The 17,418-nt window shown below is 71.7% G+C and carries 12 protein-coding genes; 7 read left to right on the top strand and 5 right to left on the bottom strand.

Annotation, left to right across the window (positions count from 1 at the left end; all coding sequences use genetic code 11):
- The first annotated feature begins 52 nt into the window (after positions 1-52).
- On the top strand, positions 53-1,198 hold the full coding sequence (locus Q0A33_RS08270) for a nucleotide pyrophosphatase/phosphodiesterase family protein (RefSeq protein WP_291795042.1): 1,146 nt from the start codon (positions 53-55) through the stop codon (positions 1,196-1,198).
- 41 nt (positions 1,199-1,239) lie between these two features.
- On the opposite strand, the gene Q0A33_RS08265 is transcribed toward Q0A33_RS08270, so the two are convergent.
- Positions 1,240-1,761, bottom strand: a complete 522-nt coding sequence (locus Q0A33_RS08265) for a GtrA family protein (protein ID WP_291795039.1) — start codon at positions 1,759-1,761, stop codon at positions 1,240-1,242.
- Between the two features lie 174 nt (positions 1,762-1,935).
- Between Q0A33_RS08265 and Q0A33_RS08260 the strand changes: the two genes are divergently transcribed.
- The 6 genes from Q0A33_RS08260 to manA all read left to right on the top strand — a co-directional run bounded on the left by Q0A33_RS08260 (position 1,936) and on the right by manA (position 13,838).
- Positions 1,936-3,690, top strand: coding sequence for a 5-(carboxyamino)imidazole ribonucleotide synthase (locus Q0A33_RS08260; protein WP_363316547.1), 1,755 nt, complete (start codon positions 1,936-1,938; stop codon positions 3,688-3,690).
- A 163-nt stretch (positions 3,691-3,853) separates the two neighbouring features.
- On the top strand, positions 3,854-4,999 hold the full coding sequence (locus Q0A33_RS08250) for an acyl-CoA dehydrogenase family protein (RefSeq protein ID WP_291795038.1): 1,146 nt from the start codon (positions 3,854-3,856) through the stop codon (positions 4,997-4,999).
- A gap of 359 nt (positions 5,000-5,358) precedes the next feature.
- Positions 5,359-7,539: a transglycosylase domain-containing protein gene (locus Q0A33_RS08245; protein WP_291795037.1), complete on the top strand. Its 2,181-nt coding sequence runs from the start codon at positions 5,359-5,361 to the stop codon at positions 7,537-7,539.
- 215 nt (positions 7,540-7,754) lie between these two features.
- The gene (locus tag Q0A33_RS08240; RefSeq protein WP_291795036.1) at positions 7,755-9,275 is read left to right on the top strand and encodes an LCP family protein; all 1,521 of its coding nucleotides are present in this window, start codon (positions 7,755-7,757) and stop codon (positions 9,273-9,275) included.
- 415 nt (positions 9,276-9,690) lie between these two features.
- Positions 9,691-12,426: an NlpC/P60 family protein gene (locus Q0A33_RS08235; protein WP_291795035.1), complete on the top strand. Its 2,736-nt coding sequence runs from the start codon at positions 9,691-9,693 to the stop codon at positions 12,424-12,426.
- A 74-nt stretch (positions 12,427-12,500) separates the two neighbouring features.
- On the top strand, positions 12,501-13,838 hold the full coding sequence (gene manA / locus Q0A33_RS08230) for a mannose-6-phosphate isomerase, class I (protein ID WP_291795034.1): 1,338 nt from the start codon (positions 12,501-12,503) through the stop codon (positions 13,836-13,838).
- Positions 13,839-13,918: 80 nt separating this feature from the next.
- Here the strand turns inward: manA and Q0A33_RS08225 are convergent, their stop codons facing one another.
- From Q0A33_RS08225 to Q0A33_RS08210, 4 genes are all read right to left on the bottom strand, one after another.
- Complete coding sequence (locus Q0A33_RS08225; protein WP_291795033.1) at positions 13,919-14,581, bottom strand: 3-oxoacid CoA-transferase subunit B; 663 nt, start codon at positions 14,579-14,581, stop codon at positions 13,919-13,921.
- A 1-nt stretch (position 14,582) separates the two neighbouring features.
- Positions 14,583-15,353, bottom strand: a complete 771-nt coding sequence (locus Q0A33_RS08220) for a CoA transferase subunit A (RefSeq protein WP_291795032.1) — start codon at positions 15,351-15,353, stop codon at positions 14,583-14,585.
- A gap of 142 nt (positions 15,354-15,495) precedes the next feature.
- Positions 15,496-16,149: a TIGR03089 family protein gene (locus tag Q0A33_RS08215; protein ID WP_291795031.1), complete on the bottom strand. Its 654-nt coding sequence runs from the start codon at positions 16,147-16,149 to the stop codon at positions 15,496-15,498.
- A gap of 47 nt (positions 16,150-16,196) precedes the next feature.
- A partial coding sequence (locus tag Q0A33_RS08210; protein ID WP_363316546.1) for a coenzyme F420-0:L-glutamate ligase occupies positions 16,197-17,418 on the bottom strand: 1,222 nt, incomplete at its 5' end.

Here is a 17,418-nt window from a genome sequence, read left to right as displayed (position 1 = left end):
GGCCTCGGGGGCGGCGGCCTCCGGTGCGGAGGAGGGCGCGGCCGCGGCGCTGGTGCGGGGCCCGGACTACTCCGGCCCCCTGCTCTCCGACGTGATCCCGGCGGCGGCGCTGGCCGTGGGCGCGGAGCAGATCCTCGACGCCGAGGCGATCGCCCGGGCCCGGCGCATCGCACCGCAGGCCGCGGCCCGGACCGCGGTGGTGGTGCTGGTGGACGGCATGGGCTCCCTGCTGCTGCGCAGACGCGCGGCGCACGCGCCGTTCCTCCGCTCGCTGCTACGGGACGAGCAGCTGCTGAGCGCGGGCTTCCCCTCCACCACGGCCAACTCCCTGTCCTCCCTGGGCACGGGCCTGCTGCCGGGAGCGCACGGCGTCATGGGCTACCGCCTGCTGGACCCGGAGCGCGACGAGGTCTTCAACCAGCTCACGGGCTCCGAGCACGTGGACGGCCGCGCCTGGGTCCCGGACGACACGCTCTTCGACCGGCTCACCGCAGGCGGTGTGGAGGCCGTCAACCTGGGCGAGCCCAAGTTCGCCGGCCGCGGTCTCAACACCGGCTCCATGCGCGGGGCGCGGTTCCGGGGCTCGCAGTCGCTGGACGAGCGCGTGCGGCACGCCGTGGAGGAGGCGAAGCGGCCGGGCTCACGGGTCGTCTACCTGTACTGGGGAGCGCTGGACAAGACCGGCCACGGCCGCGGCGTGGACTCCTGGGAGTGGCTGGAGCAGCTCGAGCACGTCGACGAGCAGCTGAAGGTGCTTGCGAACAGCCTGCCCGCGGATTCGACCCTGCTCATCACCGCGGACCACGGCATGGTCGACGTGCCCCACGAGGGCCGCCTCGACCTCGCAGAGCATCCTGACCTGCGCGGGCTCCTGCGCGCCGTGGGCGGGGAGCCGCGGGCCGCGCACCTCTATGCCCGCCCGGGCGCCGTCGCCGAGGCCGCCGCGGGTCTGCGCGAGCGCGTGGCCGGGAAGGCGACGGTCCTCACGCGTGAGGAAGCCGTGCGGGCCGGCCTGTTCGGTCCCGTGCACACGGTGCGGCCGGAGAACCTGCCGCGGGTGGGCGATCTCCTCGTCATCGCGGGTGAGGGGTTCGGGATCGTGGACTCGCTCAGCGACTCCGCCTCCGCGCTGTCCCTGCTGGGCCACCACGGCGGAGTGACCGCCGAGGAGCTGGAGATCCCGCTGCTGACGGTGTGAGGTCGCCTCGGGGCGGCGGACCGTCCGCCGCGGCACCGCGGTCAGCCTCGCCCGGAGCCGGCCTCCGCGCCGTCGGTGCTGGCACCGGTCTCGTCGAGGCGCTCGCCCTCCTCGAGATCCACCCGCTGCCGCCGCGGCGGGCGGTGTTCGCCGCGCGGGCGGTAGAGGACGAAACGGTACATGCTGTAGCGGAAGACATTGCCCAGGGCCGCTCCCACGATGTTGCCGGAGACGTTGTCCGCCAGCGCGGAGGTCAGCCCGAGCACGTGGTTGGAGAACCACAGGCAGGCGACCGCGAGGAGCAGGCCGGCGCCGTTGACGGCGAAGAAGCCCACCGCCTCGAGCGCGGGGGAGTTGGTCTTCCCGTCCTTGAAGGTCCAGTACCGCGAGCCCAGCCAGGCGACGAGCGTCGCGGCGGCGACGGAGGCCACCTTCGCCCAGATCGGGCCGATGCCCAGTGCCTCGATGCGCAGCGCGTTGAACAGCGCGATGTCCACGACGAAGGCCACCCCGCCCACAGCGGAGAACTTGCCCAGACGGCGGATCTCCCTGCCAGCTCCCATGCCCGTCACGATAGCGAGCGCGGCTGAGCATCGCGTGCAGGCGGCAGCGGGCGGCCCCGCCGTCCACGTCAGGCGAGCGGTTCCGAGCGGCCGGAGCGGGGCTTCCGCGCCGAGGCGGCGCCGTCCTGCGAGCGCCTGGCGCGGCGGGGGAGGCAGTTGCATAGACTGGCGCCTGTGACTTTCCCCAAGATCGGCGTCGTGGGCGGCGGACAGCTCGCCAGGATGATGGCGCCAGCAGCTGAGGCGCTCGGCGTCTCCTTCCATGTCCTCTCCGAGGCCCCGGGCTCCTCTGCGGCCCAGGTCTCCTCACAGGTGACGGTGGGCGACTACCGGGACTTCGACACGCTCCGCGCGTTCGCGGAGTCCGTGGACGTCCTCACCTTCGACCACGAACACGTGCCGCCGGAGCATCTGCGGGCGCTCGAGGCCGCCGGCCACAGCGTGCACCCCACCCCGGACGCCCTCATCCACGCGCAGGACAAGATCGTCATGCGGCGCAGGATGGACGAGCTCGGCCTGCCCAACCCCGCGTGGGCTGAGGTGGGCAGCGTCGAGGAGCTGCGGACGGCCGCGGAGCGGATCGGCCTGCCGCTGATCCTCAAGACGCCGCGCGGCGGCTACGACGGCCACGGCGTGCGCGTCATCTCCGACCCCGCCGAGGCCGCGGACTGGTTCGAGACCGCCTCGGGCACCCTGCTCGCGGAGGAGAAGGTGGACTTCTCCCGCGAACTCGCCGTCATGGTGGCCCGCTCGCCCATGGGCCAGACGGCTGTGTGGCCGGTCGTGGCCACCTACCAGGAGAACGGCGTCTGCAAGGAGGCCGTGGCACCTGCGCCGGGCCTGGACGCCGAGGTCTCGGCGCGGATCCAGCGCGACGTCATCGAACTGGCCGCGCGGCTGGGCGTCACCGGCGTCATGGCGATGGAGATGTTCGAGACCGCGGACGGCTACCTCGTCAACGAGCTCGCCATGCGCCCGCACAACACCGGGCACTGGACGCAGGACGGTTCCCGGACCAGCCAGTTCGAACAGCACCTCCGCGCCGTTCTCGACCTCCCGCTGGGCGATCCCGCCGCACAGTTCCCCGTCACCGCGATGGTGAATGTGCTCGGGGCCGAGCACAGCGACCTCTACGGCGCCTACCTCCACGTGCTCGCGCACGACCCGGAGGTCAAGGTCCACATGTACGGCAAGGAGGTGCGGCCCGGCCGCAAGCTGGGGCACGTCAACCTCACCGGCGCCGGCAGGCCGGAGGACATCGTGGCCCGTGCCCGCCACGCCGCGGACTTCATCGCGGGCGTCGACACGGATCCGCATCCGGACCTGCCCGTCCCGGCGAGCCTCAGCAGCGCCGGAGCCGGCCTGCTGAGCACGGCTCCGGACAGTGCAGCTCCGAACCAGGGCGCCTCCGAGGTTCGTCCCCGCGTGGGCATCGTCATGGGCTCCGACTCGGACTGGCCCACGATGGAGGCCGCGGCGGCGCAGCTGCGGGACTTCGGCATCGAGTTCACCGCCGAGGTCGTCTCCGCCCACCGCATGCCGCACGAGATGATCGAGTGGGGCGCGACCGCGGCCGCCCGCGGCATCGAGGTCATCATCGCCGGTGCCGGGGGAGCGGCCCACCTGCCGGGCATGCTCGCCTCCGTCACCTCGGTCCCCGTCATCGGGGTGCCCGTGCCGCTCACGTACCTGGACGGAATGGACTCGCTGCTCTCGATCGTGCAGATGCCTGCCGGAGTGCCGGTGGCGACGGTCTCCGTGGGCGGGGCCGCCAACGCCGGTCTGCTCGCAGTGCGCATCCTCGCCGCCGGCAGCGGCGAGGACGCCGCCGCGCTCACCGCGGCCCTCGACGACCACCGCGACGGGCTCCGCGAGACGGCCGCCGCCAAGGGCCGTGCGCTGCAGGAGCGGCTGGCCGGCGGGGAGTGAGCCCGCGGGGACCCATCCCGCCGCAGGACGCCGCGGCAGGACCACACCCTACTGAGAAGTAGGATGTGGTGTGGATCTCGGCACCAGCGGATCTCGAGCGAAACCCCATGTCTGACGAGCAGAGCCGTCTCTCAGAGGAGAGCCTGACAGAACGGAGAACTCCATGAACGATCTCTATCGCCCCACCGAGGAGCACGAAGAGCTGCGTGCTGCCGTCCGCGAGGTGGTCGAGGCGAAGGTCGCCCCGCACGCGGCGGAGGTGGACTCCGAGGCCCGCTATCCGCAGGAGGCGCACGACGCGCTGCTGGCCACCGACTTCTTCGCGCCCCACGTGCCGGAGCAGTACGGGGGAGTGGGTGCGGACGCACTCGCCACCGCGATCGTCATCGAGGAGGTGGCGCGCGGCTGCGCCTCGTCCTCGCTCATTCCGGCCGTGAACAAGCTGGGCTCCCTCCCGGTGGAGCTGGGCGGCGGTGAGGAGATCAAGCAGAAGTACCTGACGCAGCTGGCGGAGGGGCACGGCTTCTCCTACGGACTCTCCGAGCGTGAGGCCGGTTCCGACACCGCGTCCATGAAGACCCGTGCGGTGCGCGACGGCGACGGCTGGCGCCTCAACGGCGTGAAGACCTGGATCACCAACGCGGGCGTCTCCGACTTCTACACCGTCATGGCCGTCACGGATCCGGAGGGACCGCGCGGTCGCAACATCACCGCCTTCGTGGTGGAGAAGACGGACGAGGGCTTCACCTTCGGGGAGAAGGAGCGCAAGCTCGGCATCAAGGGCAGCCCCACGCGCGAACTCTTCTTCGAGGATGTGTACCTGCCGGGTGACAGGATCGTGGGCGAGGAGGGCGAAGGTCTCAAGATCGCTCTCCGCACCCTCGACCACACGCGGGTGACGATCGCCGCGCAGGCCGTGGGGATCGCCCAGGGCGCGCTCGACTACGCGATCGGCTACATCAAGGAGCGCAGGCAGTTCGGCAAGGCCATTGCGGACTTCCAGGCGATCCAGTTCATGGTCGCGGACATGGGCATGAAGCTCGAGGCGGCGCGCCAGCTCACCTACACGGCGGCGGCCAAGAGCGAGCGCAGCGACGCCGACCTCGGCTACTTCGGAGCGGCGGCGAAGGCCTACGCCTCGGACGTCGCGATGGAGGTCGCGACGGACGCCGTGCAGCTGCTGGGCGGTGCCGGCTATGTGCAGGACCACCCGGTGGAGCGCATGATGCGCGATGCCAAGATCACGCAGATCTATGAAGGGACGAACCAGGTGCAGCGCCTCGTGATGGGCCGCAAGCTGCTGGCCTGAGCATATGGCCTGGTGAGAGGCACCCTCCGCCCCGGAGCTTCCCTGGCTCCGGGGCGCAGCTCTCGCAGCTGCTGCCGTCCGGGTGGACAGAGGGTGCACGCTCAGACAGGCGCTGCGTTCTACGGCGCAGGCGCCGTCGAGGCATGCGCCGGCGGTCTCGCGGCCCTGCGGGATCTGCTCGGAGAACCGGCCTCCCGTCGCGCTGGCCGCTGCCCGGTCCGCCGGATGCAGTGCCTGCCGGATGGGGAACGGCCACGCACACGGCAGTCCCGTGCGACACTCGGACGGCAATATCCCTTGAGAGTTCTCTCGGCGTGTGCTGGATGCGGGTGTCACCGTCCTTCGGTACCGTCGCGGCCATGGTGACTTCCGAGCAGAGGACCCCCGGCCGCGCCTCGGGAAGGGCCGCGCCCGGCTCCCGGGGCAGTGGCCTCCTGCGCGCCGGCGCGGGCACGCGAGCGGGTGCCATGCTCCACTTCGTCGCGGTCAGCTGCATCGCCGGCCTCGTGGGTGCCGGCCTCGCGATCCCCGGCGTGGGCCTGGCCGCCGTGGGCGCGGACACCGGAGCGGAGGTGTTCGAATCGCTTCCGGCGGAGCTCGACGAGCGGCCTCTCGCGCAGCAGTCGCGCATGCTCGCAGCGGACGGTTCGGAGATCGCGACCTTCTACTGGCAGAACCGCGAGGAGGTCGGCTTCGACGAGATCTCGCAGGAGATGAAGGACGCCACCGTCGCCGTCGAGGACTACCGCTTCTACGACCACGCCGGGGTGGACCTGCAGGGGATCGCGCGTGCCGCCGTGAACAACCTGGTCTCCGACTCCACCCAGGGCGGTTCCACCCTCACGCAGCAGTACGTGAAGAACGTGCTCGCACAGAACGCCTCCCAGGAGGAGAACGACGAGGCCTACGAGGAGGCCACCCGCGCCGATGGGGCGGAGGGCCTCGCCCGCAAGCTGCGCGAGGTCAAGCTCGCCGCCGCGGTGGAGAACCGCTACAGCAAGGACGAGATCCTCCACCGCTACCTCAACATCAACAACTACTCCGGTTCGCCCAACGTCTACGGGGTGGAGGCGGCCGCACACCGGTACTGGGGCGTGTCCGCCTCCGAGCTGAATGCGGCGCAGGCGGCGACGCTGGCCGGCATCGTGCAGAATCCGAGCGCCTTCAACCCGGAGCGGCACCCCGAACGCACACTCGAGCGCCGCAACACCGTGCTCGCCCTCATGCACGAGCACGGCTTCATCGACGAGGAGGAGCACGAGCAGGCCCGGCAGAGCGATCTGGACCTCGACATCCAGTCCACCCCCAACGGCTGTGCCGCGGCCGGGGGAGAGGCGTACTTCTGCGACTTCGTGCAGCAGGTCATCGAGAACGACGAAGCCTTCGGCGAGGACGCGGACGCGCGCCGGCAGCTGCTGCAGCGCGGCGGCCTCACCATCCGCACGTCCCTCGACCCGGACATCCAGAAGATCGCGGACGAGGCCGTGCGCAGCCGGGTGCCGGCCGACGATCCCTCCGCCGCCGGGCACACCGCCGTGACGGTGGAGCCGGGCACCGGGCGCGTCGTCGCGATGGCGCAGAACCGCGACTACACCGCCGGGGAGGCGGAGTCGACGGCCGAGACGCAGCTCAACTACAACGTCGGCAGCCACGTCGGAGGCACCGCCGGCTTCCAGGTGGGCTCCACCTGGAAGCCGTTCGTGCTCGCGGAGTGGCGGCAGGAGGGCAACGGCCTCGACACGACCGTCGACGCCTCGCGCCGCACCTTCCCGGCCGACGCCTGGCACTACGGCGACTGTCCCGCCATGGGCGGGGAGTGGGACCCTCGCAACGCCGGCGACAGCGACGCGCGCCCGTCCATGTCCGCGCTCGAGGCCACGCAGCAGTCCGTCAACACCGCGTACGCCGCGATGGGCTCGCGGCTCGACATGTGCGGCATCCTCGACACGGCGGACTCCCTGGGTCTCACCTACGGCAACGGGGACCCGCTCGACACGGCGGACGGCGACGGCTTCATCCCGGCGCTGAGCCCCGCCTCGATCCTGGGCACGGTGCAGGCGGCCCCGCTGGACATGGCCTCCGCCTACGCCGCCTTCGCCGCGGACGGTGAGTACTGCAGGCCCACACCCATCGAGGGCATCACCGACGCGGACGGCACGGAGCTCGAGACGCCCTCGGCGGACTGCGAGCAGGCGCTCGACCCGCAGACGGCGCAGGGCGTCGCCTATGCCATGAGCCGGACGTTCGACGGCGGCACCACCAGCGGCCTCGGGATCGGCGTGCCCGCCGCTGCGAAGACCGGCACCACGAACTTCGAGGTGGGCTCCACCTCCCTCGCGGGTTTCACCCGCTCGCTCTCGACCTACGTGTGGACCGGCGACCCGGACGGCGGGCGGGACTGGCGCACGGAGGGCGCGGGCGCCGTCAGCGGCGAGATCTTCGGTGCGACGATCTCCGGCCGCACGTGGCAGGACATCATGCGGCAGGCGGCCCCGCAGCGCGAGGGGAACACCGGTTTCCCCCGGCCGGCCGGGGGCTGAGTTCGACCGGACCACACGGGCGTGCGGACAGGTCGCTTCCCCCGCCCCCCGCCCGCGGGCAGCCGAGCGCCGCCTCGGCACCTCCGCGCGGAGTGCACAGTGCTCTCCCCGCGCGCCTCCACAGGATCCCCAGCGGCATGCGGCACAGTGGTGGGGCGGGCGGACCTGCGCGTCTCCCGTGTCCTTCCCCGTGCGAGTCAGACGGAGCAGCCAGCGTGAGCGAAGTGAAGCGGACCGAACACCGCCTGCGGATCGCAGACCCCCTGCGAAATCCCACTCGGCTGGATGCCGCGCACCGCGACGTGCGCGGCTGGGTCCTGCTGCTGGCGACCGTCCTGCTCCCGGGGAGCGTCCAGTCGTACTTCCGCTCCCGCCGCTCGCGGATCGCGCTCGGCATCACCCTCGTGGTCTGGGTGTGCGCGCTGCTGGCCCTCGTCCTCGTGCTGGTGCGCCGGCAGTTCGCCTTCTCCCTGGCGACCAATCCGATCCTCCTGCCCGTGGTGCTGCTCGTCGTCGCGGTGGGCGGCGTCAACTGGCTGCTCTGCCTGCTCGACACCGTCAGACTCGTGCGGCTGCACACCCTCAGCCGCAGGGCCCGTCCGCGGTTCCTCGCCGCGGCGCTCGCCGCCGTGCTCCTCGTCACCGGCGGCACCGCCTACGCCGGGGTGATGGTCAACAGCCAGCGCGGCCTCATGTCGGAGCTGTTCGCCTCCGGCAAGGCCGCCAAGCCCGTGGACGGCCGGTACAACATCCTCCTGCTGGGCTCCGACGCCGGCAAGGGAAGGCAGGGCATCCGGCCGGACAGCATCACACTCGTGAGCATCGACGCGAAGACCGGCGCCGCCGTGATGGTGGGACTGCCGCGCAATATGCAGAATGTGCCCTTCCCGGAGGGCACGCCGCTGGCCGGTGAGTACCCGCAGGGCTTCGACTGCGGTGACGAATGCCTGCTCAATGCCGTCTACCAGGCCGGCGAGGAGCATGCGGACGCCTTCCCGGACGCGGAGACGGCCGGAGTCCAGGCGATGAAGGACGCCGTCACCGGAGTCACCGGCCTCGAGGCGCAGTACTACGCGATGATCGACCTGCAGGGCTTCGAGGATCTCATCGACGCCATGGGCGGCATCACAGTGGTCTCTCAGAAGCGCGTGCCCATCTCCAGCAAGGTGGATCCCGCGACCGGCAAGCACGGCCCCGTGAAGGGCTGGATCGAGCCGGGGGAGCAGAAGCTCGACGGCTATCACGCCCTGTGGTTCGCCCGCTCCCGCGAGTTCTCTTCCGACTACGAGCGCATGGTGCGGCAGCGCTGCGTCCAGGACGCGATGCTCCGGCAGCTGAACCCGCAGACGGTGCTGCTGCGGTTCCAGGACATCGCCAAGGCCGCCCCCGAGGTGGTCTCCACGGACATCCCGCAGGTCCAGGTGGACGATTTCGTGGATCTCGCGCTCAAGACCCGCGCCGCCGGCACCACCTCCGTCGATCTCACCCCGCCCGAGGTCAACCCCACGCACCCGGACTTCGACTCGGTGCGCGCCCTCGTGGCGGAGACCGTGGAGAAGTCGCAGGCCTCGGCGGAGGAGACCACGCCTGCGGCCGCCCCCGCTCCGGCGGGGAGCCTGCTCATGGCTCCCGGAGCCGTGCTCACGGCCGGTCCCGCCACCGCGCTCGCAGCCGGTGCCGAGGACGGCGGGGGCTCCGGGGATGGCGGCGACGAGGAGATCTGTTCGGTGCCCTGATCTGTGCGGTGCCCGGAGAGGTGACCTGCCGGTCGGCCGGCTGCGTGCGCCGGCCGTCACGGTCGTGCTGCGGAGGCTGCGGCTGCGTGCCTCTCTCCACCCTGCCGAATTCGCACGATTCGCGCTCCCGGCTCCCTGCCGGTACGATTCTCGCGAGCGAATGGAGCAGTTCTCGGCGTGTCCTCCTCCTGCGCCGTGAACTGATGAGGTAACGGGCAGATCTTTTTCCGAGCGCTCCTCCCGCGTCAGCATGCGGAACTACATCGGTGTAGTTATGGTCATCCGAGGATTTTCAACTCAGACACGCCCAAAGTATGTAACAATTCTGAGATGTTGGGGCGTCACCTCACACCCAGTGAGGAGCCGGCCCTGCAGAAGCCTCAACTTCCCTGTCTTCCTCGAAAAGGCTGAAACGATGAGAATCCTCCTGCCTTCCGCAGCGGCATGCGCTGCGGCGGTGATGGTGACGACCATCGGTCTGAGCGGATCGACGGACGCGGTCGCCGCGCCGGTGAACCCCGATGTCAGCGAGACACCGCTGACAGAGATCGATGAGGGCGGACTGGACGCTCCGGGCGCCCGCGCCTCCTCCAACAGCACCGCGGCGGTCTCCAACCGCAGCACCACGAACCTTCCCGGGCTCCTCCGGGCGCCCACCGCGGCGCAGAACCTCTCCGCCGGACCGGCCGCAGCGGCCGCCGCTGCGGGTTCCGCCTTCTCGGCCACCCCGATGGGCCTCGCGGACTCGTCCGCCGGCTCTTCCGGCGAGGAGGGCGATGCGGACGGCGACTCCGAACAGCAGGCGCCCGCGGAGACCCAGGCGCCCGCTGAGGCGTCGACCCCGTCCCCCGCTGAGGCGGAGTCCGAGGAGCCGGAGGCCTCCGAGGCGCCGGCGGACGAGCCGACCGAGGGGCCGGCCGGCGTGGGCTCCGTCAAGGACCAGACCGAGGACGGCGTGACGATCGCCGCCATCAGCGAGGTCATGGAGGTCCCCTCGAAGAATCCCAGTGTGGTGGGCGTCGCCTACGAGGGCACCGCGGACGTCACCTTCGAGATCCGTCAGAAGTCCGGCGACTCCTGGGGCGCCTGGGAGGACGTCGACCTGGACTCCTCCGCGGAGGGCCTCAGCGGTTCCGAGCCCTTCGTCGTGGTGGGTGCCCAGGAGGTCCAGGTCCGCGCCCTCGGTGAGAGCGGCACGCCGGCCTCCACCCAGCTGGTCCTCGTCGACCCCAAGCGGTCGAACTACGACGCAGAGGCGGTGCGCAACAACGAACCGGTCGCGCCGCCTGCCGTCTCCGGCGACTCCGGCGCGGACGCTGCCGAACAGCAGGACGCGGCGGGCTCCCTCGACACCGCCGGCACGGAGGCGACCAACGTCTCCTACGCGCCGGGCTCCGCGAGTGTGGGCAACACCGCGGTGAAGAAGGTCTCCAAGCCCAAGATCGCCTCCCGCAAGGAGTGGGGCGCCAACGAGTCGCTGAAGAACGGCAGCCCCTCCTACGCCTCCTCCGTCAAGGCTGCGGTCGTGCACCACACGGCCGGTGCCAACGGCTACTCGGCCGAGGACGTGCCCTCCATCCTCCGCGGCATCTACTCCTTCCACACGAAGGGCCAGGGCTGGGCCGACGTGGGCTACAACGTCCTCGCGGACAAGTACGGGCGCCTCTGGGAGGGCCGCGCAGGCGGTCTGGACCGGGCCGTGGTCGGAGCGCACGCCCAGGGCTTCAACACCGGGACGTTCGGCATCTCCGTGATGGGCACCTACGACAAGAAGGCCCCGCCGCAGAAGACGATCGACGCGGTCAGCCACGCGATCGCCTGGAAGCTGTCCAAGGACGGCGTCTCCTCCAAGGGGACGACGACCGTCAACGGCAAGAAGATCAAGACGGTGGTGGGCCACCGCGACGTGGGCCAGACCTCCTGCCCGGGCGACGCCTTCTACAGCAAGCTCGGCGGCATGCGCGACGCGATCTCCAAGATGCAGAGCGGCGGCGCGACGCCGGACGAGAAGAAGGACGACGGCAAGAAGGACGACAAGAAGAAGGACGAGTCGAAGTCGCCCATCGAGAAGAAGTACGAGGGCCACGTCAAGCAGCTCGGCAAGCCCAAGGGCAAGGAGTACTCCGTGGCGGGCGGCCGTGCCCAGGAGTACGAGAAGGGCCGCATCTACTGGACCAAGGACACCGGCGCGCAGATCGTCAAGGGCGCGTTCAACAAGGCCGTGGACGAGGATCTGCTCAAGCAGATCGGATTCCCCACGGCCGATGAGAAGGGCGGCCTCAAGAACGGCGGCTACTACCAGGCCTTCCAGAAGGGGGCGATGCACTACACGAAGGACACCGGTGCACAGCCCACCTGGGGCGTCCTCCAGGACTACTGGAAGGACAAGGGCACGGAGAAGGGGCACCTGGGCTATCCCACAGGAGCGCCGACCGTGACCGACGGCCGTGCCGAGCAGACCTTCCAGGGCGCGCGCCTGGTGTGGGCGGAGGGCTACGGCACCACGGAGTTCTCGCCGCGGGGCGACATCCGCGCCGCCGTGCACGACGACAACGCGGCCCAGGGAGGTGAGTCCGGTGGGTCCGGGGAAGACTCATCGGACCCGACTCCCTCGCAGTCGCCCAGCGCCGAGCCCTCGGCCACCCCGAGTGCAGAGCCGTCCGCCTCGCCCGAGCCCACTGCCGCACCCGAGGAGAAGGAGGACGAGGGGAAGTCCGACGACTCCGGGAAGAAGGACGACGGCAAGAAGAAGGACGAGAGCAAGAAGGACGACAAGAAGGACAAGGAGAAGGCGGAGGCCGCCAAGCGCGATGACATCATCGCAGAGGCCAAGAAGCACATGGGCGTCCGCTACCGCTGGGGCGGCACCAGCCCCACCTCCGGCTGGGACTGCTCCGGCTTCACCCAGTACGTCTTCAAGCAGAACGGCATCGACATCCCGCGCACCTCGGGTGCCCAGCGCAACGCCGGGAAGGTGATCTCCCAGAAGGAGGCGAAGCCCGGTGACCTCATCTGGGTGCCCGGCCACATCGGCATCGTCTCCGAGAGCAAGGGGAAGATGTACGACGCGGGCAGCTCGCGGACCAACACCTCCAAGCGCAGCTACGACTGGATGCTCAAGCGGGGCGCAGTGTTCATCCGCGTGATCTGAGCCCTGCGCGAACCGCTCACCGCAACCGGTACGCGGGCCGCACGGGCGGCCGCCGCGCCGGCGAGAGGAACGATGTGGAGCTGCTGGAAGGCACGGTGCGCGACTACGCGTGGGGCAGCCCCTCGGGGATACCGGAGATCCTGGGCCGGACGCCGGACGGGACGCCCGTGGCCGAGCTCTGGCTGGGTGCGCATCCGCAGGGACCGGCCGCGGTGCGCGGACGGGAGGGCGTCGATCTCCACACGCTCATCGGTGAGGATCCCGGCAGGCTGCTGGGGGCCGAGGTCCTCGAACGCTACGGCCCTCGTCTGCCCTTCCTGCTGAAGCTCCTCTCCGCCCGGACCGCACTCTCGATCCAGACCCATCCGAGTCTCACGCAGGCACGCGCCGGATTCGCGGCGGAGGAGGCGGCAGGCATCCCGCGGGACGCCCCGGGGCGCAGCTATCGGGATGCCTGGCACAAGCCCGAACTCGTCTGCGCGCTCACCGAATTCCACGCTCTCTGCGGCTTCCGGCCGCTGCGGGCGCTGCGCGCCACCGTCGAGAGGTTCCGTGCGGTCGCGGACTCGCTGCCGGGCCGGGAGGCACAGGCGCTGGAGGACTGGTGGCTGCTCCTCGACCCCGCAGCGACCTCGGCGGAGGCCGGTGAGCGCTTCACTCTCGAGAGGACCCTCGCTGCGCTGCTGGGGGAGCGCGAACGCTACGGTGCGCTGGCCGATGCGCTCGCGGACTCCTCCCTCGGCGAGGCACCGGCGGACCACGCCTCCCGCGAAGGCACCTGCACGGACCCCCTCGTGACGCTGCGCGAGACCAACCGTGACTTCCGCACGGACCCCGGCGCCCTCGTCGCGGTCATGCTGCGGCGCTTCCGCCTGGAGCCGGGGGAGTGCCTCGCACTCGAGGCGGGTGTCATGCACGCCTACCTCGGCGGCCTCGCGGTGGAGATCATGGCCTCCTCGGACAACGTGCTGCGCGGCGGGCTCACCTCCAAGCACATCGACGTCGAGGAGCTCCGGCGCACGGCGCTCTTCTCCACCGCCGCCCCCCGGGTGCAGCGAGCCGTGGGCGGCAGCGAGCTGAGGGGGAGCACGGACGACTTCGCGCTCACCGTCGTGGACACCCGGCACGCGGAGGGCGGAGGGCCATCCGCACCCGAGGTCCTCTCCCGCCCGGGTCCTGATGATCCGCGCGACCGGGAACTCGGCCGCGCACCCCAGGTCCTCTCCCGCCCGGGTCCTCTGATCCTCCTGTGCACGGAGGGCGAGTTCTCCGTCACCGTGCCCGAGGCCTCGGGCACCGGCCCCTCCCAGCTCGCCCTCGGCCGGGGCGACGCGGTCTTCGTGGGCGCGGACGAGCCCCGCCCCGCGGTGCGCGGGACGGGGCTCCTGTTCGCCGCCTCGACGGCTCTGTGACGCCGCCGGGCCGGTGAGGCCGCGCACCGCCGTGAGCCCGTGGGCTCTCTCCGTGGAGCGGTCGCGGCCGTGCGCCGGCCTCAGGCGGCGACGGTGATCTCCGGGATCTCGCCCTCGACCGGTGCGAGACCCTCGGTCTTCTCCGCGATCTCCTCAGGGCTGACCCCCGGCGCGCGCTCCACGAGGCGGAAGCCGCTGCCGGTGACGTCGAGGACCGCGAGATCCGTGATGACCCGGGAGACGACCTCGCGCCCCGTGAGCGGCAGCTCGCAGCGCTGCAGCAGCTTGAGCGAGCCGTCCTTGGCGGTGTGGTCCATGAGGACGATGACCCTGCGGGCGCCGTGCACCAGGTCCATCGCCCCGCCCATGCCCTTGACCATCTTGCCGGGGATCATCCAGTTGGCGATGTCGCCGTTGCCGGCCACCTGCATGCCGCCCAGGATCGCGGCGTCGATCTTGCCGCCGCGGATCATCGCGAAGCTCTCCGCGGAGTCGAAGTACGCCGCGCCCGGCAGCATCGTGACGGTCTCCTTGCCGGCGTTGATGAGATCCGGGTCCAGCTCCTCGCGGGTGGGGTACGGGCCCACGCCCAGGAGGCCGTTCTCGGACTGGAGGACGACGCTCACGCCCTCGGGGATGTAGTTGGGGACCAGCGTGGGCATGCCGATGCCGAGGTTCACGTAGGAGCCGTCGGCGAGCTCGGCGGCCGCGCGGGCGGCCATCTGGTTGCGGGTGAGCGCCATGTCAGGCCTCCTTCAGGGTGGTCTTCTCGATGGGCTTGTCCGCGGCCTGCTCGGGCGTGAGCGGCAGCACCCGGGTGACGTAGACGCCCGGCACGTGGACGCAGGCAGGATCGATCTCGCCCACCTCCACGAGCTCCTCCACCTCGGCGATGGTGATCCGGCCGGCCTTGGCCGCCGGCGGGTTGAAGTTCTGTGCGGACTTGTTGAAGACCAGGTTGCCGGCGCGGTCTCCCTTGGCCGCGCGCACCAGTGCGAAGTCCGGCGCGAGCGACTCCTCGAGTGCGTACTCCTTCTCCTCGCCGAACGTGGAGAAGGTGCGGACCTCCTTGGCGGGGGACTCCTTCACGACGTTCCCCTGGTCGTCGTACTTCCAGGGGATGCCGCCCTCGGCCACCTGCGAGCCCACGCCGGTGACGGTGTAGAACGCCGGGATCCCGGCGCCGCCGGCGCGGAGCTTCTCCGCCATGGTCCCCTGCGGGGTGAGCTCGACCTCGAGCTCGCCGGAGAGGTACTGGCGCGCGAACTCCTTGTTCTCGCCCACGTAGGAGGCGATGATGCGGCTGATCTGGCGGGTCTCGAGCAGCTTTCCCAGCCCGCGGCCGTCGACGCCGGCGTTGTTGGAGATGACCTCCAGATCCTTGGCGCCGCTGTCGCGGAGCGCGTCGATGAGCACCTCGGGGACGCCCACGACCCCGAACCCGCCCACCGCGATCTGGGAGCCGTCGACGATGTCGGCCACGGCCTCGGCAGCTGTTGCAACGGTTTTGTCCATGGGCCCGATTATGGCACGGGTCTCACTCCCGCCGCCGGGCGGGAGGCCGGCGGCTCCGCGGAGGCGGGTCCGGTGGGAAGGGCCCTCGGCCGGTCGGGTGCCGGTGGGCCGCCTGTTCGGGCCGTGGGCTCAGGCCGTCCGCTCAGGCCTCCGGCCCGGGGGCGAGGACCAGTGTGCCGCCGAGCAGTGCGGTGAGAGCCTGCCGCCAGTGCTCGGCCGTGCACGGAGCGGAGCCCAGCACGGTCTCCTGTGCCGCGCCGCCCGCCTCCGCGTCCTGCAGCGCCTTCGCAGGCGCCCAGGTCTCCGTGCGTGCGGCATCACCCGCCCGCACCGTGGGAGTCTCGCCGAGCGCGGCCTGGTCCGGCTGGCTGCGCACGGCCGCGGAGAAGTCGGTGAAGCCGGCGGGCACCTCGACCGTGAGCGCCAGGGGCGCAGCGGCGTAGACCAGCACCTCCTCGGCGGATCCTGTGATGGGCTCCTGGGCGCAGTCCTCGTGGGCGAGCGCCACCCAGGGACCGGCGGGCCCCTCGCCCGCGGCCGGGTCGAGCACGCGCACCGTCGCCCCCAGGCTCCAGGCGGCGAGGGCGCCGGCAAGTGCGCGCCAGTGCAGGCCGGTGCGGTCGACGATCCCGAGGTCCGTCCCCGGGCCCACCTCGAGCTCCGCGAGCAGGCCCGCCGACTTGTGCACCCAGTTCGCGAGCACGGGTCCGGTGAGTTCGAGGACGGCGCCCTCGCCGTCCTCCCAGCGGAGCACGGGGCGGCGGCGTGTGGCGAGGTGTTCGACGAGGGTGCGCAAGGGATCTCCTGGGGTGAGCGGACGGGGCCGTGTGCGGTGTGAGCGGCTCAGGGCACGGCGGGAGCCGCGGCGGGCTGGGTGAGTGAGAGGCGGATGTCGCAGCCGGCGGGAACGCCGTTGTCCCGCCAGTGCCAGTCCGTGACGGCGCCCAGGTCCTCGGCCGCCAGCGCGGTGACGATGCGCTCGACGAGAGAGCCCAGGCCCACCGCGGCCTCCACCACGGCGTGCCCGCCCGCCTCCGGCTCCGCCGGGGACTTCCGCATCCGCACCGAGATGACGGAGCCGGCGCCCTTGACGGTGGCGGCCCAGGAGCGGTGGCCGGGCGTCCGCGGCGTCCCCTGCCGTGCGACGGCGAGCGCGCGGCCGGCCCTGCTCGTGAGCCCCTCGGAGCCGTCCGCGGACGGCGGAGCGATCTCGGGGGAGGCGTGGTCCGTGCCCAGCGCGGACCAGACGGACTCGGCGGTGCCGGTGCGGAACCAGTCCTCGTCCAGCGGTCGGGTGAGTGCCTCCGCCGCGGTCCGCGCCCGTGCCTCGCCCACCATTTCGGCCACCCCGCGCACCACGGCGGCGGGCCGGCCGCGGGCGGAGCCCTTGACGAGGTCGGCCGCGGAGGCGATCTCGTCGGCCACGGCGCGGACGGTGAGCGACTGCGTGCGGCCCGTGTCGTCGGGCAGGCCTCGCTGGGAGTCCAGCGGAGCCAGGCCGGCGCAGCCGAGGGCGATGTCGGAGACCCCGGCGCGCCACGGACGGGAGGAGGTGTCGGAGACGATGACCCCCACGTCCACGCGCAGCATCTCCCACAGCGCGGTGCGGATGCGTGCGGCGGACGCGTCGGCGTCCTCCGGCTGCAGCAGGACGTGTGAGGCCTCCGGTGCACCGGGAACCTCCGGGGCGTCCAGGTTGGAGGTGTCGAGGCCCGCTGCGGCCTGCACGGTGCCCGCGGGCGTGCGGACGATGCTCAGGGTGCGGCCGGAGGCATAGGCGCGGCGGGCCACCACGTGGGTGCCGACGGCGGAGACGAGACGCTCGAACTCCGCCCGGTTCCGGACGGCGGCCAGCGCGCCCTCCGCCTTGGACACGATCTTCGAGGCGACGACGAGCACGTCCCCGTCCTTGAGTTCGAGCCGGGAGTCCACGAGTGCCGCGCCGAGCTCCCTGCCGAGGTCCGTGCCCGGGCGGATGCGTCCGATGCCGGGGACCGCGTAGACGGTGAGGAGCCTGCTCGCCTCCGCGGCCGGAGGGCGCGCACCCGTGGGGGGAGCCGGGCGG

The organism is Brevibacterium sp. (genome assembly GCF_022712115.1).
In the GTDB taxonomy this organism is placed as follows: Bacteria; Actinomycetota; Actinomycetes; order Actinomycetales; family Brevibacteriaceae; genus Brevibacterium; species Brevibacterium salitolerans.
Note: the sequence above shows the minus strand (reverse complement) of the source record. Positions and strands in the feature narration are given on the sequence as shown.